Origin of the sequence: Sphingobium sp. DEHP117 (assembly GCF_030867385.1) — a bacterium.
Taxonomy (GTDB): Bacteria; Pseudomonadota; Alphaproteobacteria; order Sphingomonadales; family Sphingomonadaceae; genus Sphingobium.
Genome location: NZ_JAPFBJ010000002.1, coordinates 1,010,551 through 1,031,796, shown reverse-complemented (window position 1 = coordinate 1,031,796; position 21,246 = coordinate 1,010,551). Strand labels below are relative to the sequence as shown.

Below are 21,246 nucleotides of genomic sequence, written 5' to 3'. Positions count from 1 at the left end.
CGGGTCCCTCCCTCTCCCGCACACGGGAGAGGGTTTCGAGGAAGGAAGAATTATGAACGAACTGACCAATTTCGCGAACCCGATCCAGAAGCCGGAAACCTTCGACCAGATCCAGATCGGCCTTGCTTCGCCAGAGCGCATCCGCAGCTGGTCCTTCGGCGAGATCAAGAAGCCGGAGACCATCAACTACCGCACGTTCAAGCCGGAGCGAGACGGCCTGTTCTGCGCGCGCATTTTCGGCCCGATCAAGGATTATGAGTGCCTGTGCGGCAAGTACAAGCGCATGAAATACAAGGGCATCGTCTGCGAAAAGTGCGGCGTTGAGGTTACCGTATCGAAGGTCCGGCGTGAGCGCATGGGCCATATCGAGCTCGCCGCCCCGGTCGCGCACATCTGGTTCCTGAAGTCCCTGCCCAGCCGCATCGGCCTGCTGCTCGACATGCAGCTGAAGCAGCTGGAGCGCGTGCTTTACTTCGAGAGCTACATCGTCATCGAGCCGGGCCTGACCCCGCTAGACCGCTATCAGCTGCTCACCGAGGATGAGCTGATCGACGCGCAGGACGAATATGGCGAGGACGCCTTCACCGCCGGCATCGGCGCCGAAGCGGTCAAGCAGATGCTCATCAACCTCGACCTTGAGGGCGAGAAGCAGGCGCTGCTCGAGGAACTCGCCACCACCAAGAGCGAGCTGAAGCCCAAGAAGATCATCAAGCGTCTCAAGGTCGTCGAAAGCTTCCTCGAGTCCGGCAACCGCCCGGAGTGGATGATCCTCGATGTCGTGCCGGTAATCCCGCCGGAGCTGCGCCCGCTGGTGCCGCTGGACGGCGGCCGCTTCGCGACGTCCGACCTCAACGATCTCTATCGCCGCGTCATCAACCGTAACAATCGCCTGAAGCGCCTGATGGAGCTGCGCGCGCCGGACATCATCGTCCGCAACGAAAAGCGCATGCTGCAGGAGGCGGTAGACGCCCTGTTCGATAACGGGCGCCGTGGCCGCGTCATCACCGGCGCCAACAAGCGTCCGCTGAAGTCGCTGTCAGACATGCTGAAGGGCAAGCAGGGCCGCTTCCGCCAGAACCTGCTCGGCAAGCGCGTCGACTATTCCGGCCGTTCGGTGATCGTGACCGGGCCTGAGCTGAAGCTGCACCAGTGCGGCCTGCCCAAGAAGATGGCGCTGGAGCTGTTCAAGCCGTTCATCTACGCCCGCCTCGACGCCAAGGGTCTGTCCATGACCCTGAAGCAGGCGAAGAAGTGGGTCGAGAAGGAGCGCAAGGAAGTCTGGGACATCCTCGACGAGGTGATCCGCGAACACCCGGTGATGCTCAACCGCGCGCCGACGCTCCACCGCCTCGGCATTCAGGCGTTCGAGCCTGTGCTGATCGAGGGCAAGGCGATCCAGCTGCACCCGCTCGTCTGCTCGGCGTTCAATGCCGACTTCGACGGTGACCAGATGGCCGTTCACGTTCCGCTGAGCCTTGAGGCGCAGCTGGAAGCGCGCGTGCTGATGATGTCCACCAACAACATCCTTTCGCCCGCCAACGGCAAGCCGATCATCGTCCCCTCGCAGGACATGGTGCTGGGCATCTATTATCTCTCGATGGAGCGCGAAGGCGAGCCGGGCGAGGGCATGATGTTCGCCGACATGGCCGAGGTGCATCAGGCGCTGTTCACCAAGTCCGTCACGCTGCACAGCAAGATCATCGCGCGCGTGCCGCAGACAGACGAGAACGGCGAGCAGATCATGAAGCGGTTCGAAACCACGCCGGGCCGCATGCTGCTCGGCGAGTGCCTGCCCAAGAGCCACAAGGTTCCGTTCCCGATCGTCAACCGCCTTCTCACCAAGAAGGAAATCGGCGACGTGATCGATCAGGTCTATCGCCACACCGGCCAGAAGGACACGGTGCTGTTCGCCGACGCGATCATGAGCCTTGGCTTCCGCCATGCGTTCCAGGCCGGCATCAGCTTCGGCAAGGACGACATGGTGATCCCGGCCTCGAAGGAAGCCACGGTCGATGAGACCAAGGCGCAGGTTGCTGACTATGAACAGCAATATCAGGACGGCCTCATCACCCAGCAGGAAAAGTACAACAAGGTGATCGACGCCTGGTCCCGCTGCGGCGATCAGGTGGCAAACGCGATGATGGACGAGATCCGCGCCCAGCCGAAGGACGAGAACGGCCGCATGGCGCCGATCAACTCCATCTACATGATGGCGCACTCCGGTGCGCGTGGTTCTCAGGCGCAGATGAAGCAGCTTGCGGGCATGCGCGGCCTGATGGCCAAGCCGTCCGGGGAGATCATCGAAACGCCGATCATCTCGAACTTCAAGGAAGGCCTCACGGTTCTCGAATATTTCAACTCCACCCACGGCGCCCGCAAGGGCCTCGCGGACACGGCGTTGAAAACCGCGAATTCCGGCTATCTCACCCGCCGTCTGGTAGACGTCAGCCAGGACTGCACCATCGTCGAGGAAGATTGCGGCACCGACCGCGCGCTGGAAATGAAGGCCATCGTGCAGGGCGGCAACGTCATTGCCTCGCTCGGCGAGCGCATCCTTGGCCGCACCACGGCAGAGGACATCGTCGACAGCAAGGACGGCAGCATCCTCGTCGCCGAGGGCACGCTGCTTGACGAGGCGCTGGTCGCTAAAATCGAGGCCATCGGCATTCAGGCGGTCAAGATCCGCTCGCCGCTTATCTGCGAGAGCAAGATGGGCGTGTGCGGCAAGTGCTATGGCCGTGACCTCGCACGTGGTACGCCTGTCAACATCGGCGAAGCTGTCGGCGTCATCGCCGCACAGTCGATCGGTGAGCCCGGCACCCAGCTGACGATGCGAACCTTCCACATCGGCGGCGCGGCTCAGCTCAACGAAACCTCCAACCTCGAAGCCGTTTCGGATGGCACCATCGAGCTGCGCGACATGCCGACCATCGTCGACAGCCGTGGCCGCCGCCTCAGCCTCGCCCGCAACGGCGAGCTGGCGATCATCGACGACGAGGGTCGCGAGCGGGCGATGCACCGCCTGCCTTATGGTGCGGTGATCAGTTTTGCCGATGGCGCCAAGGTCAAGAAGGGTGACCGGATCGCGGAGTGGGATCCGTACACCATGCCGGTGATCACCGAAAAGCCGGGTGTCGTGAAGTATCAGGATCTGATCGACGGCAAGACGCTGACCGAGCAGGTCGACGAAGCGACGGGCATCGCCCAGCGCGTCGTCACCGAGCATCGGGCCTCGTCGCGCACCAAGGAAGACCTGCGCCCCCGCCTCACCCTGCTCGATGACGCGAGCGGCGAGTCCGCGCGCTACATGCTCGCTATCGGCGCGATGCTCTCGGTCGAGGATGGCCAGGCGGTTCAGGCGGGTGACGTGCTCGCCCGTGTCAGCCGCGAGGCCGCCAAGACCCGCGACATCACCGGCGGTCTGCCGCGCGTGGCCGAGCTGTTCGAGGCACGCAAGCCCAAGGACAACGCGATCATCGCCAAGGTCTCCGGCCGCGTCCAGTTCCTCAAGGACTATAAGGCGAAGCGCAAGATCGCCATCCAGCCCGAGGACGGCGGCGAGCCGATCGAATATCTGATCCCCAAGTCCAAGGTGATCGACGTTCAGGAAGGCGACTATGTGAAGCGCGGTGACAACCTGATCGGTGGCTCGCCCGACCCGCACGACATTCTGGAAGTGCTCGGCATCGAGCCGCTGGCCGAATATCTGGTCAGCGAAATCCAGGAAGTCTATCGCTTGCAGGGCGTGAAGATCAACGACAAGCACATCGAGGTGATCGTTCGCCAGATGCTGCAGAAGGTTGAGATCACCAACGGCGGCGACACCACCCTGTTGCCGGGCGAGCAGCTCGACGCCGAGGAGATGCACGAGATCAACGCCAAGCTCGAACCGGGTCAGCAGCCCGCCGAGGGCAAGCCTGTTCTTCTGGGCATCACCAAGGCCTCGCTCCAGACGCGCAGCTTCATCTCCGCCGCTTCCTTCCAGGAAACGACGCGGGTGCTCACCGAAGCCGCCGTTCAGGGCAAGAAGGACACGCTCGTCGGCCTCAAGGAGAATGTCATCGTCGGCCGCCTCATCCCGGCGGGTACCGGCGCGGGCATGAACCGCCTGCGCGTGACGGCGAACAGCCGAGACGCCGCCCTCCGCGCATCACTGCGCAGCATCGAAGCGCACCTCATCGCGCCGCAGTCCGCGGCCGAAGAGCATGCTTATGAGCTGATGCAGGGTCCGGAAGCCGCAATCGGCGACGATCCGCTGGCCAAGGTGCAGGGTGACGACTTTACGACGGAAGACGTGGAATAAGTTCACCGCTCGCTTGAGCAGAAATTACAGCCCGCCCGGAGGTTCGCTTCCGGGCGGGCTTTTTGTTATGGGGTGATAATGCAGATCAGCGCGCTTGCCATCTATCCCGTAAAGAGCCTCGGCCCGGTCGCGCTTCAAGAGGCCGAGGTCACGCCGCGCGGGCTGGCGGGGGATCGGCGCTGGATGATCGTCGATGCGCAGGGCCGCTTCGTCACCCGGCGCGAGTTGCCGGTGCTGGCCCGGATCGGGATGAGTCTCGACCAAGGCGGCTTCCGGCTCCACGCGCAGGACGGAAACGCGTTCCTGCCCGCAACCTTGACGGATGGCGTACTGGCGACTGTAACCGTGTGGCGCGACACGGCGCCCGCCTATGTGGTGGAGAATGACGCAAGCCGCCTGATTTCGCAGATCGCGGGCCGCACGCTGCGCCTCGCCTATTTGCCCGAAGAAACCAACCGCCCCGTCGACCCCACATATGCCCGCGCCGGCGATACGGTGAGCTTTGCCGACGCCTTTCCTGTCCTCATTGCCACCGAGGCGTCGCTCGCCGCGCTCAACGCCACGCTGGAGACGCCGGTCGAGATGGCGCGCTTCCGGCCCAACATCGTTCTATCGGGCAGCGAGAAAGCCTGGGCCGAACGCGGCTGGAGCGCGCTGGAGGCCGGCAATCTGCGCCTCCGCCTCCCCAAAGCCTGCATCCGCTGCATCGTCATCACGCAGCAGCCAGATACCGGCGAGCGACAGGAAGGCAATGCCGTGCCCACGGCGCTGCGGCGGCTGGGCCAGTTCGGCCCGCAGGGGGCGCTGTTCGGCATGAACGCCGTGCCGGAACTAACGCCCGGTCGGTTATCTGTCGGCGATCGCGTCGTCTCGGCCTGACGCGAAAAGGGGCGAACCTCGCGGCCCGCCCCTGATTTCCACTATATATTTCGATTATCGGGCCGAAGCGCCCGCACCCACGCTCGCACTGGCGCTGGCGCCGCTGGGCGAAGCCGAAGCCGAACCGCCCACCTTGGCGTCTCCGCTCACGCTGTGGTCGGAAGTGAGCGCGTCAGTGGCTTTCTCCTTTGCGACGGTCGCGGCGTCAGCGGCCTTATCCTTGGCTTTGGCCGCGCGTTTGTGCGCAGCATGCGCTGTGTCCCTGGCCTTGTCAGCCGTCTTGTCGGCGGCGGTGTCTACGGTCGATTTGGTGGCTTCGGTGGTGTCTTTCGCCGTCTGCGCCGTGTTAGACACCGTGTCGCCTACGCGGGTCGTGTCAGCATTGACGCCACCTGTGACCGATCCTGCGCCGTTCAGCGCGCCACCGGCCGTGCTTCCCAAGCCGCCAGTCACACCTCCAGTGACGCCGCCCGTCACACCGCCCAGCTGGGCCTGCGCCGCAGGGATCGCCAGCGTGAGCGCGATAAGGGATATAGTTGCCTTCAACATGATATTCTCCTCGACATAACTGTGCCGAAAGAGACAACACGCTGACAAAGATGAGAGTTCCTCACCGTCTCCAAATAAGACGGTAAAAACAATACATTAAAGCATCGCGCCAAAAGTGGGAACCGGTTTTTGGCGAAAGCGATGCGACAACAAAAAGATGGAGCGCGCGTCTTGCGTCAGATTTAACGCAGCGCGCTCCAACAAATATTCATCTTGAGTTGAGCGTCACCCGCACTGCGCGCGGTGGAGCAGTTTCTGGTCCGCCAGCACCAGCGCCATCATCGCTTCGACCACCGGCACGCCGCGAATACCGACGCAGGGGTCATGCCGCCCCTTGGTGATGATCTCGGACGCATCGCCGTCTCGTGTGATCGTCTCGACCGGGATCAGGATCGAACTCGTCGGCTTGAACGCCACCCGCACCCGGATCGGCTGGCCGGTGGAGATGCCACCTGCAATACCTCCCGCGTGATTGGCAAGGAACTGCGGCGATCCGTTTTCGCCGGGCCGCATCGGGTCGGCATTCTCCTCGCCGCGCAGCGCCGCGGCCGCAAAACCGTCGCCGATCTCGACGCCCTTCACCGCATTGATGCTCATGCACGCACTGGCAAGCTGCGCATCGAGCTTGGCATAGAGCGGCGCTCCCCATCCCGCAGGAACGCCGGTCGCCACACATTCGACCACCGCACCGAGCGAGGAACCGTCCTTGCGCGCGGCATCGACAAGCTTTTCCCACCGCGCTGCGGCCTTTGCGTCCGGGCAGAAGAAAGGATTATTGCCGATCTCGGCCGCATCGAAATTGGCGGGGTCGATCGCGTCTCCACCAATCGCGCTGACATAGCCGAGGATCGACACCTCCGGTATCACCAGCCGCGCGACCGCGCCCGCCGCCACGCGCGAGGCTGTTTCGCGCGCACTGCTGCGCCCGCCGCCACGATAATCGCGAAAGCCGTATTTCGCGTCATAGGCATAGTCGGCGTGACCCGGCCGATAGGCCTTGGCGACATCGCCATAATCTTTCGAGCGCTGGTCGACATTCTCGATCATCAGGCTGATCGGCGTGCCGGTCGTCTTGCCTTCAAATACGCCCGAGAGGATGCGGACCTGATCCGGCTCCTGCCGCTGCGTCGTGAATTTGGAGGTGCCGGGCCGGCGCTTGTCGAGAAAGGGCTGAATGTCCGCCTCGCTCAGCGGCAATCCCGGCGGGCAGCCATCCACCACTGCGCCGATGGCGGGGCCGTGGCTCTCCCCCCATGTGGTAAAGCGAAAGACGCTGCCGAATGTGTTGAAACTCACTCGGCCTTGTCCAATGCCATATCGGGCGCGTCCTCGGCCTTCATGCCGATGACGTTATAGCCCGCATCGACATGGTGGATCTCACCCGTCACGCCGCTTGCCAGGCCCGAGAGCAGATACAGCCCCGCGCCGCCGACATCCTCGATCGTCACATTGCGGCGCAGCGGCGAGTTCAGCTCGTTCCATTTGAGGATATAGCGAAAGTCACCGATGCCGCTTGCCGCCAGCGTCTTGATCGGCCCGGCGGAAATGGCGTTCACGCGGATATTCTCCGGCCCCAGATCCATCGCGAGATATTTTACCGACGTCTCTAGCGCAGCCTTCGCCACGCCCATCACGTTATAATGCGGGATCACCTTCTCCGCACCATAATAGCTGAGTGTCAGCAGGCTGCCGCCCTCGGGCATCATCGCCCGCGCCCGCTTCGCGACCGCTACGAAGCTGTAGGCAGAGATGTTCATGGTCAGCAGGAAATTCTCGAGGCTGGTGTCGACATAAAGGCCGCGCAGCTCGTTCTTGTCCGAAAAGCCGATGGCGTGAACGACGAAGTCGATCGTCGGCCACTTCTCCGCCAAAAGGCCGAACGCGGCGTCGAGATTGTCCATGTCCGACACGTCGCACGGGATCAGGAAATCCGAACCAACCTCCGCCGCGAGCGGTCGCACGCGCCGCTCCAGCGCCTCGCCCTGATAGGAGAACGCCATCTGCGCTCCCTGCGCGTGCAGCGCCTTTGCAATTCCCCAGGCGAGCGACTTGTCGTTGGCGAGGCCCATGATCAGCCCCCTCTTGCCTGCCATCAAACCCGTCATGCGTGGTCCACCTCTTGCTTATTATGCTCATCCCCACCATCCGGCGGCGGAAATTCCGCCAGCGCGGCATTCAGTTCCGCGCCAATTACCACGCCAAGCCCGACGAGGAAGAAAAAAATGAGGGTGATCATCACACCGGCAAGGCTGCCATAGGTCATGTCATAATCGGCAAGGTGCGAAAGCGCCCATGGCAGGATCAGCACCACCGCATACCACCACAAAGCCGTAAACAGCGCGCCCGGCCATTTCGGAAACTCCGGCCCGCGATATTTCTTGGGCGTCAGCGAGTAGAACAGCCCGTAGAGCGCGATGGTCAGCACCACCAGCGGCACCAGCTTGGTGGCGTTGATGAAAGTCATCGCATTGTCTGCAAAGGGGAGTACCCGCTGGATGAATTCGTCAGCTCCGGTCACCGCGACCTGGGCCGAAAAGGCGATCATCGTTCCGAACACGCTGGCGATCACGATGCCGATGGAGCTTAAGCGGTGCTTCCAGAACGGAGTTGTGCTCGTCGTGCCATAGGCGCGGCGCAAAATGTCGCGAATCGTCTCTATCAGGCTGCCGCTGCTCCAGATCGCGACTGCGAGGCCGAGCCAGACGATGCCCGATCCCGTCCGCGCGTTGATGACATTGTGGATCGGGCGGCGGAGCACATCCGCCACATCAGGCGGCACGGCGAGGAAGAAGGCGTTGACGGCGGCGGCTCCGTCCTCCGTTTTCCCGAACATGCTGGCGATCGATGCGGCGACGATGAAGAACGGAAACAACACCAGCAACGAGTTGTAGGCCAGGTTGCCCGCGTGGATGAACCCGTCATTATAAGCGCCCACCGCCACCCGCTTGACGATCTCGAGTGCATAGGCGCTGCGGCGCGTCCGCCCCAGGCTGTCTTTCCAGCGATGGATCGAATAGCTTCGATCCTTGCGACGGGACTCAGGCGCGAGAGGGGAATGGTCTTGCATTGAAGCTCCCGCTAACAGCGCCGCTGCTTAGCTATCCGGCCAGTCCGGACCGTATCGGACGCGTATCACTCCAACGCGCAAGAAATTCGCGCAGTTCCGGGTCATCGGCGGGCAGGTCGATCATCAGCGTGACGAGCTGATCGCCGCGCGAACCGTCCTTGGTCGAAAAGCCCTTGCCCTTGAGGCGCAGCGTCTTGCCTGAGCTGCTGCCCGGCGGCACCGCCAGCATCACCGGGCCGTCCACCGTCGGCACCTTCACCTTGCCGCCGTTCATCGCCTCATCGAGCGTGATCGGCAGGTCGAGGCGCACATCGTGCCCATCCTGGCGAAAAAAGGGATGCGGGCGGATCTCAATCGTGATGATCGCATCGCCCGCGCCGCCCGGCCCCGGCTCGCCCTTGCCGGCAAGGCGCATCTGCGTGCCATGCTCGACACCGAGCGGCAGCTTGACGTCGATAGTCTTGCCGTCCTGCAACGTGATGCGCTGTGTCGCGCGCGTGGCGGCGTCGGTGAAATCGACCGCGAGGCGGTAATTGACCGTCGCGCCCTTCGGCGCGCGGCCGCGCCCACGCCCGCCGAAATCGCCGCCAAAGCCGGATGCGCCGCGCTTGCCGCCGCCGAACAGACCTTCGAACAGATCCCCGAGATCGGGGCCGCCCGCTCCGCCGAACTCGAACCCTTCCGGCCCGCCCTGCCCGCCCGAGCCATATGCCGCATAGGCGTTGGCATTTCCGCCGCGCCCGCCAAAGCCGCCGCCGCCATAGCCGAAAGGACTGGTAGGATTGCCGTCGCCGTCAATCTCGCCCCGATCGAAGCGGGCGCGCTTGTCCTTGTCGCTCAGCAGATCATAGGCGTTGGTTGCCTGCGCAAAGCGATCTGCCGCCTTGGGATTGTCCTTGTTCCTATCGGGATGCAGCTCTTTCGCGAGCTTGCGATAGGCGGATTTTATCTCCGCCTCGCTCGCGCCGCGCGCCACACCCAATGTGCTGTAAGGATCCGCCATGCCCGTCCTGAAAAAACCCGCATTCCATTGATCTGCATCATGTGGCGTAGAGAGCGCCCTGCTTCAAGACAAGAATGCAGCGAAAAGAGCCTGTGCGCTCGACAACGCACCGTGACAAGAGCTAGGACAGCGCAATGACGGAAGACCCCTTCACCCTGTTTGACGAATGGTTTGCCGAAGCGCGGCACAGCGAAATCAATGACGGCAACGCGATGGCGCTGGCGACGGTTGATGGGCAGGGACGTCCCTCCGTGCGCATGGTGTTGCTGAAAGGGCACGGGCCGGAGGGCTTCATCTTTTACACCAATTTCGAGGGACGCAAGGCAGGAGACCTGTTGGCCAACCCGAATGCCGCATTGCTGTTTCACTGGAAATCGCTGCGCCGCCAGGTACGCATCGAAGGCGCGGTTTCCCGTGTCGACGACGCTACCGCTGACGCCTATTTCGCCACGCGCAGCCGCGACAGCCAGCTCGGCGCCTGGGCGTCGGAACAGTCGCGCCCGCTTGAGAGCCGCGAGGTGTTCATGAACCGGTACGCCGAAATGAAGGCGGAGTTCGAGGGGCAGGACGTCCCCCGCCCGCCGCACTGGTCCGGTTTCCGCCTCGCCCCGCGCCAAATCGAATTCTGGCAAGACCGCGAGCACAGGCTGCACGAACGCTGGCTCTATGTCGCGGATGGCCAAGGCGGCTGGTCCAGGGGCATGCTCTATCCATGAGCACGACCCCACCGCCGAGCATCGCGCAGCGCGGCAAGCTTACCCGCAACGCCGCACTCGCAAGCGTGGCGGTGGCGACGATCCTGCTCGCGCTCAAGGCCTGGGCGCTGTGGCGTACCGGTTCGGTTGCGGTGCTAGGCTCGCTCGCCGACACCAGCCTCGATCTCGTCGCCAGCATCGTCACGTTGCTCGGAGTCCACTGGGCCGCGCAACCGGCGGATATCGAACACCGCTTCGGCCACGGCAAGGCGGAGGCGCTCGCCAGCCTGTTTCAGGTGACGCTCATCACGATCGCGGCGGTCGGGCTGGCCTGGGAATCGGCGCACCGGCTTATTTCGGGCGCACACGCAACAACAGGCGCGGGCGAAGGCATCGGTGTCTCGCTCATCGCCATTCTGCTCAGCCTCGGGCTGGTGCTGTACCAAAAGCGCGTGATCGCGAAGACGGGCAGCCTCGCCATCGGCACCGACAAGCTCCACTATCAGTCCGATTTCTACCTCAATCTCTCGGTTATCGTCGCGCTGGTGCTGGACCAGTATCTCAACGTGTCGGGCGTGGATCCGCTCTTCGGAGTCGGCATCGCAGGCTGGCTCGCGTGGAACGCATATCATGCCGCGTCCGATGCGCTCGATCATTTGATGGACAAGGAATGGTCGGTGGAGGAGCGCCAGCATTTCCTGGAAGTCGCCTCGCGCCATCCCCAGCTCCATGGCATTCACGACATGCGTACGCGTTCCTCCGGCGCGCTGCGCTTCGTCCAGTTTCATGCCTCGGTCGATCCAAACATGACCGTGCGGGAGGCGCATGACGTGATGGACGAGATCGAGGCGGCGCTGATGAAGGATTTCCCCGGCGTGGACATATTGATCCACCCGGATCCCGACGGCCATGTCGAGAGCGGGGACGATCCGCTGCGCGGCATCGAAGCAGAGCGGCTGCTGGCGCAGGAGGATGGCGCGGCTAAACCCGCCTGAACCCGCGCACCCTATCCCTGCGGAAACAGCTCCACGAGCCGCACGAGCGAGCGGCGCACGCCCTCTCGTTGCACGACGTTCGAGATTCCCATGCGAACGATCACCAACCGCCGCGTTGGATCGACCAGCAAATACTGCCCATGATGCCCGACGGCGGCGAAAATGCGGCGGGAGCCTCTGCCGGGGAACAGCGGGTTCTCTTTCCCCTCGCGGTTGAGCCAGACATGCCCGCCATAGGCGGGGTTACGCGGCGAGGGAGTGGTCATGAACTCCACCCAGCGCGCCGAGAGCACCTGATGCCCCTTCACTCGCCCCTTGTTACGCAGAAATTCGCCGAAGCGCGCATAATCCCCCGCCGTCATATACATCATTGCCCCGCCGATCATGGTGCCGCGCCTGTCGAACTCAGGCGTCAGACTGGCGAGGCCGAGCGGCGTCGTCAGGCGGCCGCCAATGAACTCCATCATCGCCGCGCGCCGCTGATCCGCCTCGCCACTGGTGGTCAGCATCCGCGTCATCAGGTCAGAGAGGATCATCGTGTCGGCGGTGGAATAAGTGAACTGGCTACCCGGCGGATGCGCGATCGGCTTGGCCTCGGCAAAGCCCGCCATGTCGGCCGAGCCATCGGTGAAGATCATGCGCACCGTATCCGCCTCATAGAGCGGCGGGCCGTCTTCGCTGTGCTCCAGCCCCGATGTCATCTGCAACAGGTTGCTTAGCGTAATCGCGCCGCGCGGATCGCCGGGCTGGCTCCATGCGGGCACCGGCGCGGGGCTATCGAGCGCCAGCCGCCCGTCCGACACCATCAGGCCGATCAGTGTCGCCGTCACCGTCTTGGCGATCGAGCGGGAAAGGAGCTTCGTCTGCGGCCCTATCCCCTCGCCATAGCGCTCGGCAAGGATTTGCCCGTCACGCATCATGACAAAGGCCTGCGTCGCGCCCGCAGCATCCTCGTCGAACAGCCCCTCGGCGGCATCCGCAATCTGCTGCGCGCCGATGCTGCCGCTGCCCTGCAAGGTGCGATAGCGGGAGAGATCGGCGGGCGGCGTTTCGCCCTGCGCACCGGCATGCCTGTGCCATAACGCCCCCACCGCCAGCGCGAGGAGCAGCAGCACACTTGCCGCGAGCCATTTTTTGCTGTTCATCAGCCCATTCATCGGTGGGCGTTTACCACATCGTTTCGAAAAGGGCAGTCATGGTTCGCACAAGCGGCAATGTGGGTTGGGCGCGATGGATATTGACCGCGCTGCTGGCGATCATGCTGGTCTATGCGTGGTGGAACTGGGGCACATGGCAGCGCGCGGGCGCGACCGGCGCGGCCTATGCGGCGCGAATCACCTGCTCCTGCCGCTATATCGGCGGCCGCGACGCCAACAGCTGTGCGCACGACATTCGCGACGATGCCTGGATGGCGTCTGTCTCCGAGGTGCCGGAGGAAAAAGCCGTGCGCGCCTCGGTGCCGCTTCTGGGAAGCGCGCGGGCCGCGTTCAGGCCGGGCTTTGGCTGTGTGATGGAGCAGGAAGCGCGCTGAAGGTTTCATGTATCCAGCCGCCGCCAAGCACCCGATCCCCATCATAAAGCACCGCCGCCTGCCCCGGCGCGACGCCATATTCCGGATTGTCAAACACGAGGCGGTCCCCGGCCAGCCGTGCCGACACAGGCTTCGCGAGCGAGCGCACCTTGGCCATGCACGGCCCGGAAAAGTCCCCGCCCAGCCAGTTGATGTCCGTCAGCACCGCCTCCCCCACGGCCAGTGCGCGCTTCGGCCCCACGATCACGCGCCGGGTTGCCGCGTCGAGCTTCACGACATAGAGCGGTTCCGGCAAACCGCCCAGCTCCAGCCCCTTGCGCTGACCCACAGTGTAGTGGATCAGCCCTTTGTGCTCCCCCAGCACGCGGTCTTCCATGTCGACGATTTCGCCGCCCGCATCGGCATCTGGCCGCACCCTGCGCACCACGCTGGCATAGTCGCCATCGGGCACGAAGCAGATATCCTGGCTGTCCGGCTTCAGCGCCACAGGTAGGCCGATCTCGGCGGCGATCTCGCGCACCTGGCCCTTGGGCATTCCCCCCAGCGGAAAGCGCAGATACTCAAGCTGATTCTGCGTGGTGGCGAACAGGAAATAGCTCTGGTCCCGTGCCGGGTCGGCAGCGCGATGCAGCTGCGCGCGCCCGTCCGCGCCTATAACCCGCCGCACATAGTGCCCGGTCGCGAGGCAATCCGCCCCCAGATCCCGCGCCAGTGCGAACAGATCGGTGAACTTCACGCCCATATTGCATTTGACGCAGGGTATGGGCGTGCGCCCCGCCATATATTCGTTCGCGAAGTCGGCGATCACCGAATCGCGAAAGCGCGACTCATAGTCGAACACATAATGGGCGATGCCGATTCGATCCGCCACGGCGCGCGCATCGCGGATGTCCTGCCCGGCGCAACAGCTTCCCGCCCGCTTAACCGCCGCGCCATGGTCATAGAGCTGCAGCGTCACGCCGATTACCTCAGCGCCAGTGCGCGCGGCCAAAGCAGCCACCACGCTCGAATCCACCCCGCCGGACATCGCGACGACGATCCGGCGCCCTGCCATGGGGCCATCGAGCTGAAAATCGACAGGGAGATCGGAACGCTGCGCCATGGGCCGCGCATATAGAAGCGAAGGGAAATTGATGCACCCGTTAAATCACCGGCACGCCGAACCGTTCATTAGGGAATGCTAACAGCTTCTCACCTCCCGGTTTACCGGCCTTTATCCATTGTTCGCTAGGATCGCCCAATGGACATGAGTTTTGCACTGAGTTCCGCCGGGTCGGCACGCTCGTCTTTCGAGGCTGTGTCGATGGCGGATATCAGGGCAGCGGCTTTGGCGAGGCGGACATTGTGTGGCCGCGCCATAGCCGAGGGCGTCCTGCGGGGGCAGGAACACGCGCCGGACACTGTTCATATTCTGGCATGCGCCATCATGTCGGGAGGCGACGGGTTGATCGAAACCGTCGTTCTGGGCGGCAGCTTCAATCCGGCTGTCGCGCATCAATTGATGGTGGGGAAAAGAAGGTGAAGATCGCGTTTACTATCGCGCTTTAGCCGATGTTGAAGGCTGGACTGCATAAAGGCGCCATCGAGAGCACAAAAAGGCCCCGTGCCGTTAATTGAGGTTGGAATGATCGAGAATCAGAAAATACGCCCCGCGCAGGTAGTCGGCCCCCTCGGCGAACCCTTGACGCTGGCCTCCCTCCCCGCCCCCGGCACCACCCGCTGGGTCGTGCGCCGCAAGGCGGAGGTGGTAGCGGCCGTGAACGGCGGCCTGCTCACGGTGGACGAGGCATGCGAGCGCTATTCGCTGACGCTGGAGGAATTCGCTGGCTGGCAGCGCGCGGTCGACCGCGCCGGCATGCCGGGCCTGCGCGTCACCCGCATCCAGCACTACAAGTCCCTCTACGAACGCCACCAGCGCTATTGAGGCTTGTTAAGGCAAAACCGAACCGCGCTGCATCATGCGTGCACTAACGCTTCGGATTTAAGGCAAATTTTTATTGTGCGACGACTGACCGTCTGCCCTCACCGGCAGGCGGTATTTTTGTGGCGAGGCTTGGCCTCGGCCGCCTCCTCTCGCCCCCGATTGGAACCAAGACCGCGCAGGACCGTTCTACTTCGGCAAGGTGAAAACTGCCGAGGGGCATGGTTTTGAGGAGGCGAATATGGGACTGATTATCTGGCTTATCGTAGGCGGCGTGGTTGGCTGGCTGGCAAGTCTGCTGATGCGGACAGACGCGCAGCAGGGCATTCTGCTCAACATCGTCGTTGGCATTGTAGGTGCCTTCCTGGGCGGACTGATCTTCGGCGGTGGTACCATCAATGATGGCATTTCGTTGGCGAGTTTCCTCGTTTCGCTGGTCGGCGCGGTAATATTGCTTGCGCTCGTCAATCTGGTCCGTCGCGGCTCGGTGCGCTAACGCAAAATCGTGATCGACCTGCCCAGGCGGTCCACGCGATAATATCGGCGAGTCATATGCCTCTTTCGGCATATGACTCGTTTTGCATTGCGCCATAAAGGCTCTGTTCAGACTTGATTTACCATCAGTCCACGACCATCTTGCGCCTGTCTGTAGCCTATCCCCCGTGCCGGAATCGGATGGGAAGGTTCAGGGAGAAAATAGTGAGCGGCGGCGCGTGTGCGCTCCCGTTTCAGGAAGGCTGATAATGAAATTCGAAACGGGGTTTGCTGGCGACAGGCTGGAAGCAGGCGATCCAGAGCTCGCGCGCCGCAGGAAGCTCATTATCATTGCCGGATTGGTGGTGCTTGCGCTTGTCGTGCTGGCCATATTGACCCACAAAGCTCCCGAAGACACCACCGGCATCGGCGGCGATGGAGCCATGCCTCGCGTCACCGTCGTGCAGCCTGGCCGCAGCGCTGTTTCAGCCACTGTCACGGCAACAGGCACTCTGGCCGCGCGGCGCGAGATGCCCGTTGGCGTCGTCGGCGAGGGTGGCTCCGTCAGCGCTGTGCTGGTCGAGCCGGGTGACTGGGTGCGCGCAGGCCAGGTGCTCGCCCGCGTCGAGCGCTCGGTACAGGCCCAGCAGGGCGCTTCGCTTGCCGCCGCCATTCAGGTCGCGCGCGCGGACGCCCGTCTTGCCCAGAATGACCTTGATCGCGCCACAGCCCTGGTCGCCAACGGGTTTGTGAGCAAGGCTGATTTAGACCGCAGAACGGCCACACGTGATGCCGCACTCGCGCGGGTGCGCGTGGCAGAAGCGCAGTATAACGAACAGCGTGCGCGCATCGGGCGGCTGGATATCCGCGCCCCTGCGGCGGGCCTCGTCCTGACTCGCGCGGTGGAACCCGGCCAGGTGGTCAGCGCGGGCAGCGGCGTCCTGTTTCGCATGGCCAAGGGCGGCGAGATGGAGTTGATGGCGCGGCTCAGCGAGGCCGATCTTGCCCAGCTATCGGTGGGCGATCAGGCCGAGGTGACTCCTGTCGGCGGTAAACAGGCCTATGTCGGGACGGTCTGGCAGATCTCACCGGTGATCGATCCGCAGACGCGCCTCGGCATGGCTCGCATCGCCGTTCCCTATCACAAAGACATCCGCCCCGGCGGCTTTGCCTCCGCGCGGATCGTGAGCGGCACGGCCCAGGCGCCAGTGCTGCCGGAATCGGCGATCCAGAACGACGACAAGGGCAGCTATGTCTATATCGTCAACGCCAGTGATGTCGTTGAGCGGCGCAACGTCAGGGTAGGGCAGGTATCCGCAAGCGGCGTGTCCGTGATGAGCGGACTGAGCGGTTCGGAGCGCGTCGTGGCGCTGGCTGGCGGCTTCGTCACGCCAGGGCAAAAGGTTCAGCCGAAAGCTGACAAGGCCGTATCTGCGAGGACAGGACGGTCCCAATGAGTTTCCGCAATATCTCGAGCTGGTGCATCCGCAACCCGGTGCTGCCGCTCGTGCTGTTCGCCGGGCTGATGCTCGCCGGCGTGGTGTCCTTCATGCGGATGGACATCAATAACAATCCCGATGTCAGCTTCCCCGTGGTCCGCGTGGAAGTTTCGCAGCCAAGCGCCGCGCCTTCCGAGCTGGAGACCCAGGTGACGCAGCGTGTCGAGGCTGCGGTGCGGGGCATCAACGGCGTCGATGAGATCATATCCTACGCCCGCGAAGGCACCAGCATGACGATGGTGCAGTTCATGATCGGCACCCCGGTCGACCGCGCGCTCAACGACGTGCGCAATGCGGTGTCGCAGATTCGCAGCGATTTGCCTGACGGCATATTGGAGCCGCAGGTTCTCCGGGTTGATGTTGAGGGCGGGCCTATCGCCTACTGGAGCGTCGAGGCGACCGACATGACGCTGGAGCAGCTTTCATGGTTCGTCGACAACACGGTGGCGAAGCGGCTGCTCGGCATCGAGGGCATGGCGGCGGTGCGGCGCGGAGGTGGCGTGGACCGCGAGATACGCGTAATTCTGAAACCGGATCGCTTGCAGGCCTATGGCATCAGCGCGGCCCAGATCAATCAGCAGTTGCGCATGATGAACATCAATGCTGCCGGCGGCCGGGCCGAGATCGCCGGGGCGGAGCAGTCCGTCCGCGTACTCGGCAATGCCGCCACAGCCTTTGCTCTCGGCCAATCGCAGATAGAGATCGGCAATGGCCGTTCGGTGCGTCTCGATGAGCTGGCCGAAGTCAAGGATATGTACGCCGAGCAGCGTTCACTCTCGGTGATGAACGGCAAGCAGGTGACCAGCATCGCGATGGAAAAGGCCAAAGGTTCGTCCGACGTCACCGTATATGACGAGGCGAAGAAGGAACTGGCTGCGTTAGCGAAGGAGCACCCCGGGGTCCGGTTCAAAGAGCTGTTCACCAGCGTCGACTATACCAAGAGCCAATACAAGAGCGCCATGACCTCGATGGTAGAAGGCGCGATCCTGGCTGTGATCATCGTATTCGTTTTCCTGCGGGATTGGCGCGCGACCTTCATCTCCGCGCTGGCAATACCGCTTTCGGCGATCCCTGCGTTCTGGTTCATGGACATGATGGGCTTCACGCTCAATACCATCTCCCTGCTGGCGCTCAGCCTCGTTGCGGGTGTGCTGGTGGATGATGCGATCGTCGAAATCGAGAACATCGTGCGCCATATGCGCATGGGCAAGTCCGCCTATCAGGCCTCGATCGACGCGGCGGACGAGATCGGCCTCGCGGTGCTCGCCACCACAATGTCGATCGTTGCCGTCTTCCTGCCGGTGGCCTTGATGCCCGGAATTTCCGGCCAGTTTTTCATCCAGTTCGGCATGACCGTGGTCATCGCCGTGCTGCTCAGCCTGGCAGTGGCGCGGATGATCTCACCAATGATCGCCGCCTACTTTTTGAAGGCACATGGCGAGGCCACGCACGGCGAAGGCTGGTTGATGGACAATTACATGCGCCTGCTCAAATGGTCGCTGGAGCACCGCTATAAGGTGGTGTTTCTTGGCGGCGGCGGGGCACTGATTGCGACGGTGCTGGCGTTCTATACTCTCCCCTTCACCTTTCAGCCCACGCTGAACGTTGACTATAGTCAGGTCAAAATCGAACTTGTTCCTGGCACAACCCTGGAACAGTCGCGCCGGGTGACCCAGCAGGTGTCTGACATATTGATGGAAGACAAGGACGTGGTCGACGCCGCGTTCAGCGACATTCAGCCCACATCCGCCGACATTTATCTCACATTGCGCAAGGATCGCCCGATCAGCAGCGTCGACTGGGAGCGGAGAACTGCGCACAAGCTGGCTCAAGTGGCGGACGCGCGCGTCTATTTCCAGGCGCAGGATCAGGGCGGTGCGCCAACGAGCGGACGTGACATCACGATCATGCTCGGAGGCGACGACACCGCGCTGCTCGAGAAGACGGCAAATACGCTGGTAGCGCAGATGGGGCAGATACCCGAGATTCGCGCCCCGCGCGTGAGTGGCGACATCAAGCGACCGGAGATCATCATCCGCCCGCGTATGGATCTGGCGGCGGACCTGGGCGTAACGACCGTGGCACTGAGCCAGGCCGTGCGCATCGCGACCCTGGGTGACATAGACCAGAACAGCGCCAAATTCTCGCTGTCCGACCGGCAGGTGCCGATCCGTGTCTCGATGGAGGAGGATGCGCGGAAGGACATTTCCAGCATCCAGAACATGCCCGTGCCGACCGCCAATGGCGGCTCCGTGCCGCTGAAACTGGTGGCGGATATCAGCTTCGGCGCCGGGCCGACCGAAATCAGGCGTTATAATCAGGTGCGCCGCGTCGTGATCGGCGCTGACATGGCTCCGGGCGTGGTCAGCAGCGAGGCCACCGACAAAATCGACGCATTGCCGATCCTCACCAATCTGCCCAATGGAGTGCGAAAGCTCGAGGTTGGCCAGGCAAAGTGGCAGAAGGAACTCATGACCAATTTCGTGATCGCCGTTATCTCGGGCATCCTGCTGGTCTTTGCCGTGCTTGTGCTGCTGTACAAGCGCGTGATGCCGCCGTTCGTCAATTTGAGTTCGCTCGCGCTGGCGCCCTTGGGTGGCGCGTTGGCGCTCCACCTCGTAAATACCCCGGTATCCATGCCGGTGCTGATCGGGCTGCTGATGCTGCTCGGCATCGTGGCCAAGAACTCGATCCTGCTTGTCGACTTTGCGCTGGAAGAGATGGAGAAAGGCGTCCCCCGATATGACGCGATCATGGACGCAGGACATAAGCGCGCCCAGCCGATCATCATGACCACGGTGGCGATGGTGGGGGGCATGGTGCCAACCGCAATCTCGCTTTCAGGCGATGCGGCCTGGCGGCAACCGATGGGCATAACGGTGATAGGCGGGCTTCTGCTGTCAACCTTTTTGACGCTGCTGATCGTCCCGTCGGCATTCAGCCTCGCGATCGGCCTGGAAGAGAAGATTGGCCCGAAGCTGAGAAAGGCGCTGCTCACCTACGACCCGGACAAACATGGCGAGGGCGCGGCGGCCCAGCCGGCGGAATAAGGTGCGGCCAGCCGAACCGACAGACCGGCCCGATGCCGCGCGTCTGGCGATGCAGCGCGCAGCCACGGGGTTGCTGTTGGCAATGGCGGTCGTCTTCATCGCGGCGCGCATGTGGGCAGACGTCCACCCCGCCGTGGGCTTCGTCCAGGCATTCGCGGAAGCGGCGATGGTGGGTGGGCTGGCGGACTGGTTTGCAGTGACGGCGCTGTTCCGTCACCCGCTGCGCCTGCCGATTCCGCACACCGCGATCATCCCACGCAACAAGGACCGTATCGGCGACGCGCTCGCCGCCTTCCTGCGCGACAATTTCCTCGTGCCGCATGTGGTCGCGCGGCGCATGGGTCGCCTCGATGTCGCAGGCGCAGTCGGCCGTTTCCTCGCGCGCCCGACCGAACGCATGGCCGGGCGGCTCCGGCAAGGCGCCTCCCGGCTGGTGGCAGACATATTGGAGGCGATGGATGAGGAGCGCCTCGGCCGCATGGCAAAGGGCGCACTGGTTCATCGCCTCGGCGCGCTCAACCTTGCGCCGCTGATCGGGCAGGCGCTTGAGGCCGCGATGCGCGAGGGGCGGCATGAGGCCGTGATCGATGCAGGCATCGGCTGGGCCGCGCGCACGCTCGAAAGCCAGGCCGACCTCATTCGCGCCATGGTCAGCCAGCGCGCAGGCAAGCTGTTGCGCCTCACCGGCCTCGATGAGACGCTGGCCAACGCCATTCTTGATGGCCTGATGAAACTCTTTGCCGAGATGGCGGAGGATCGCGAGCATCCCGTCCGCCTGCGCGCGCTCGAAGGGCTGGAGACCTTCGCCCACCGGCTTCAGCACGACCCCGAAATGCAGGCGAAGGTCGCGCGCATCCGTGACGAGGTCATCGCCAATCCCGCCCTCCAGAAATGGATCGATGGCTTGTGGGAGCAGGGCCGCGCCGCATTGCTGCGCGTGGCAAGAGACCCTGAGGCGGTCGTTGCAGGCAAATTCGGCGAGGCGCTGCGCCAGATCGGCATGAGCATCGAAGGCGATCCGGCGCTCAAGACAGTGATCAACCGGTTCGTCCGCCGCGCCGTCGTCGGCCTCACCGCCAGCTATGGCGACAGCATCGTCCGGCTGGTGAGCGAGACGGTGCGCGGCTGGGACGCGGGCACCGTGACGGAACGGCTGGAAAGCGCCGTGGGCCGCGATCTGCAATATATCCGCATCAACGGCACGCTTGTCGGCGGGCTGGTCGGCGTCGCGATCCACACCGTGGATGTGCTGATGTAAGGGGGACTTGTCGCGCCCTGCA

General features: G+C 63.5%; 18 protein-coding genes. 11 read left to right on the top strand and 7 right to left on the bottom strand.

Features of this window, described 5'->3' with window-relative positions; all coding sequences use genetic code 11:
• The first annotated feature begins 52 nt into the window (after window positions 1–52).
• Together rpoC and OOT33_RS12020 are read left to right on the top strand one after the other, a co-directional pair.
• Entirely contained in the window at window positions 53–4,303 is a 4,251-nt protein-coding gene (gene rpoC / locus OOT33_RS12025) for a DNA-directed RNA polymerase subunit beta' (protein WP_307750258.1), read from the top strand.
• Between the two features lie 78 nt (window positions 4,304–4,381).
• A complete protein-coding gene (locus OOT33_RS12020; protein WP_307750257.1) occupies window positions 4,382–5,182 on the top strand; it encodes an MOSC N-terminal beta barrel domain-containing protein in 801 nt (266 codons plus the stop codon).
• Between the two features lie 54 nt (window positions 5,183–5,236).
• On the opposite strand, the gene OOT33_RS12015 is transcribed toward OOT33_RS12020, so the two are convergent.
• From OOT33_RS12015 to OOT33_RS11995, 5 genes are all read right to left on the bottom strand, one after another.
• Window positions 5,237–5,731: a hypothetical protein gene (locus OOT33_RS12015; protein WP_307750256.1), complete on the bottom strand. Its 495-nt coding sequence runs from the start codon at window positions 5,729–5,731 to the stop codon at window positions 5,237–5,239.
• Between the two features lie 225 nt (window positions 5,732–5,956).
• On the bottom strand, window positions 5,957–7,027 hold the full coding sequence (gene aroC, locus OOT33_RS12010; RefSeq protein ID WP_307750255.1) for a chorismate synthase: 1,071 nt from the start codon (window positions 7,025–7,027) through the stop codon (window positions 5,957–5,959).
• Window positions 7,024–7,836, bottom strand: coding sequence for an enoyl-ACP reductase FabI (gene fabI, locus OOT33_RS12005; protein ID WP_307750254.1), 813 nt, complete (start codon window positions 7,834–7,836; stop codon window positions 7,024–7,026). Before fabI ends, aroC begins: the two co-directional genes overlap by 4 nt.
• Complete coding sequence (locus OOT33_RS12000; RefSeq protein WP_307750253.1) at window positions 7,833–8,798, bottom strand: YhjD/YihY/BrkB family envelope integrity protein; 966 nt, start codon at window positions 8,796–8,798, stop codon at window positions 7,833–7,835. Before OOT33_RS12000 ends, fabI begins: the two co-directional genes overlap by 4 nt.
• A gap of 31 nt (window positions 8,799–8,829) precedes the next feature.
• Window positions 8,830–9,801: a DnaJ C-terminal domain-containing protein gene (locus OOT33_RS11995; protein WP_307750252.1), complete on the bottom strand. Its 972-nt coding sequence runs from the start codon at window positions 9,799–9,801 to the stop codon at window positions 8,830–8,832.
• A gap of 134 nt (window positions 9,802–9,935) precedes the next feature.
• On the opposite strand from OOT33_RS11995, the gene pdxH reads away from it, so the two are divergent.
• Together pdxH and OOT33_RS11985 are read left to right on the top strand one after the other, a co-directional pair.
• The gene (pdxH, locus tag OOT33_RS11990; RefSeq protein ID WP_307750251.1) at window positions 9,936–10,517 is read left to right on the top strand and encodes a pyridoxamine 5'-phosphate oxidase; all 582 of its coding nucleotides are present in this window, start codon (window positions 9,936–9,938) and stop codon (window positions 10,515–10,517) included.
• Window positions 10,514–11,491 (top strand): cation diffusion facilitator family transporter, encoded by a 978-nt coding sequence (locus tag OOT33_RS11985; RefSeq protein ID WP_307750250.1) that lies wholly within the window; start codon window positions 10,514–10,516, stop codon window positions 11,489–11,491. Before pdxH ends, OOT33_RS11985 begins: the two co-directional genes overlap by 4 nt.
• A gap of 11 nt (window positions 11,492–11,502) precedes the next feature.
• Here OOT33_RS11985 and OOT33_RS11980 read toward each other — a convergent pair whose 3' ends face one another.
• Window positions 11,503–12,636: a serine hydrolase gene (locus OOT33_RS11980; protein WP_307750249.1), complete on the bottom strand. Its 1,134-nt coding sequence runs from the start codon at window positions 12,634–12,636 to the stop codon at window positions 11,503–11,505.
• 50 nt (window positions 12,637–12,686) lie between these two features.
• On the opposite strand from OOT33_RS11980, the gene OOT33_RS11975 reads away from it, so the two are divergent.
• Window positions 12,687–13,022 (top strand): hypothetical protein, encoded by a 336-nt coding sequence (locus tag OOT33_RS11975; protein WP_307750248.1) that lies wholly within the window; start codon window positions 12,687–12,689, stop codon window positions 13,020–13,022.
• On the opposite strand, the gene mnmA is transcribed toward OOT33_RS11975, so the two are convergent.
• Complete coding sequence (gene mnmA, locus OOT33_RS11970; RefSeq protein WP_307750247.1) at window positions 12,979–14,124, bottom strand: tRNA 2-thiouridine(34) synthase MnmA; 1,146 nt, start codon at window positions 14,122–14,124, stop codon at window positions 12,979–12,981. The two genes, OOT33_RS11975 and mnmA, sit on opposite strands and share 44 nt — an antisense overlap.
• Before the next feature lie 201 nt (window positions 14,125–14,325).
• Here mnmA and OOT33_RS11965 point away from each other — a divergent pair, with 201 nt between their 5' ends.
• The 6 genes from OOT33_RS11965 to OOT33_RS11940 all read left to right on the top strand — a co-directional run bounded on the left by OOT33_RS11965 (window position 14,326) and on the right by OOT33_RS11940 (window position 21,224).
• The gene (locus tag OOT33_RS11965) at window positions 14,326–14,544 is read left to right on the top strand and encodes a hypothetical protein (RefSeq protein ID WP_307750246.1); all 219 of its coding nucleotides are present in this window, start codon (window positions 14,326–14,328) and stop codon (window positions 14,542–14,544) included.
• Window positions 14,545–14,646: 102 nt separating this feature from the next.
• Complete coding sequence (locus tag OOT33_RS11960) at window positions 14,647–14,946, top strand: DUF1153 domain-containing protein (RefSeq protein WP_307750374.1); 300 nt, start codon at window positions 14,647–14,649, stop codon at window positions 14,944–14,946.
• Window positions 14,947–15,184: 238 nt separating this feature from the next.
• Complete coding sequence (locus OOT33_RS11955; RefSeq protein WP_307750245.1) at window positions 15,185–15,439, top strand: GlsB/YeaQ/YmgE family stress response membrane protein; 255 nt, start codon at window positions 15,185–15,187, stop codon at window positions 15,437–15,439.
• Window positions 15,440–15,686: 247 nt separating this feature from the next.
• Entirely contained in the window at window positions 15,687–16,874 is a 1,188-nt protein-coding gene (locus tag OOT33_RS11950; protein WP_307750244.1) for an efflux RND transporter periplasmic adaptor subunit, read from the top strand.
• Complete coding sequence (locus tag OOT33_RS11945; RefSeq protein ID WP_307750243.1) at window positions 16,871–19,966, top strand: efflux RND transporter permease subunit; 3,096 nt, start codon at window positions 16,871–16,873, stop codon at window positions 19,964–19,966. Before OOT33_RS11950 ends, OOT33_RS11945 begins: the two co-directional genes overlap by 4 nt.
• Window positions 19,967–20,015: 49 nt before the next feature.
• Window positions 20,016–21,224: a DUF445 family protein gene (locus OOT33_RS11940; protein ID WP_307750373.1), complete on the top strand. Its 1,209-nt coding sequence runs from the start codon at window positions 20,016–20,018 to the stop codon at window positions 21,222–21,224.
• Window positions 21,225–21,246 lie beyond the last annotated feature (22 nt).

What these genes read in the sequence shown, in the direction of transcription:
- OOT33_RS11940 (WP_307750373.1), top strand. Translation starts at nt 20,016, where the DNA reads ATGCAGCGCGCAGCCACGGGGTTGCTGTTGGCAATGGCGGTCGTCTTC.
- OOT33_RS11945 (WP_307750243.1), top strand. Translation starts at nt 16,871, where the DNA reads ATGAGTTTCCGCAATATCTCGAGCTGGTGCATCCGCAACCCGGTGCTG.
- OOT33_RS11975 (WP_307750248.1), top strand. Translation starts at nt 12,687, where the DNA reads ATGGTTCGCACAAGCGGCAATGTGGGTTGGGCGCGATGGATATTGACC.
- OOT33_RS11965 (WP_307750246.1), top strand. Translation starts at nt 14,326, where the DNA reads ATGGCGGATATCAGGGCAGCGGCTTTGGCGAGGCGGACATTGTGTGGC.
- fabI (WP_307750254.1), bottom strand. Translation starts at nt 7,836, where the DNA reads ATGACGGGTTTGATGGCAGGCAAGAGGGGGCTGATCATGGGCCTCGCC.
- OOT33_RS11960 (WP_307750374.1), top strand. Translation starts at nt 14,647, where the DNA reads ATGATCGAGAATCAGAAAATACGCCCCGCGCAGGTAGTCGGCCCCCTC.
- mnmA (WP_307750247.1), bottom strand. Translation starts at nt 14,124, where the DNA reads ATGGCGCAGCGTTCCGATCTCCCTGTCGATTTTCAGCTCGATGGCCCC.
- OOT33_RS12000 (WP_307750253.1), bottom strand. Translation starts at nt 8,798, where the DNA reads ATGCAAGACCATTCCCCTCTCGCGCCTGAGTCCCGTCGCAAGGATCGA.
- OOT33_RS11950 (WP_307750244.1), top strand. Translation starts at nt 15,687, where the DNA reads ATGAAATTCGAAACGGGGTTTGCTGGCGACAGGCTGGAAGCAGGCGAT.
- rpoC (WP_307750258.1), top strand. Translation starts at nt 53, where the DNA reads ATGAACGAACTGACCAATTTCGCGAACCCGATCCAGAAGCCGGAAACC.
- OOT33_RS11980 (WP_307750249.1), bottom strand. Translation starts at nt 12,636, where the DNA reads ATGAACAGCAAAAAATGGCTCGCGGCAAGTGTGCTGCTGCTCCTCGCG.
- pdxH (WP_307750251.1), top strand. Translation starts at nt 9,936, where the DNA reads ATGACGGAAGACCCCTTCACCCTGTTTGACGAATGGTTTGCCGAAGCG.
- OOT33_RS11995 (WP_307750252.1), bottom strand. Translation starts at nt 9,801, where the DNA reads ATGGCGGATCCTTACAGCACATTGGGTGTGGCGCGCGGCGCGAGCGAG.
- OOT33_RS11955 (WP_307750245.1), top strand. Translation starts at nt 15,185, where the DNA reads ATGGGACTGATTATCTGGCTTATCGTAGGCGGCGTGGTTGGCTGGCTG.
- OOT33_RS12015 (WP_307750256.1), bottom strand. Translation starts at nt 5,731, where the DNA reads ATGTTGAAGGCAACTATATCCCTTATCGCGCTCACGCTGGCGATCCCT.
- OOT33_RS11985 (WP_307750250.1), top strand. Translation starts at nt 10,514, where the DNA reads ATGAGCACGACCCCACCGCCGAGCATCGCGCAGCGCGGCAAGCTTACC.
- OOT33_RS12020 (WP_307750257.1), top strand. Translation starts at nt 4,382, where the DNA reads ATGCAGATCAGCGCGCTTGCCATCTATCCCGTAAAGAGCCTCGGCCCG.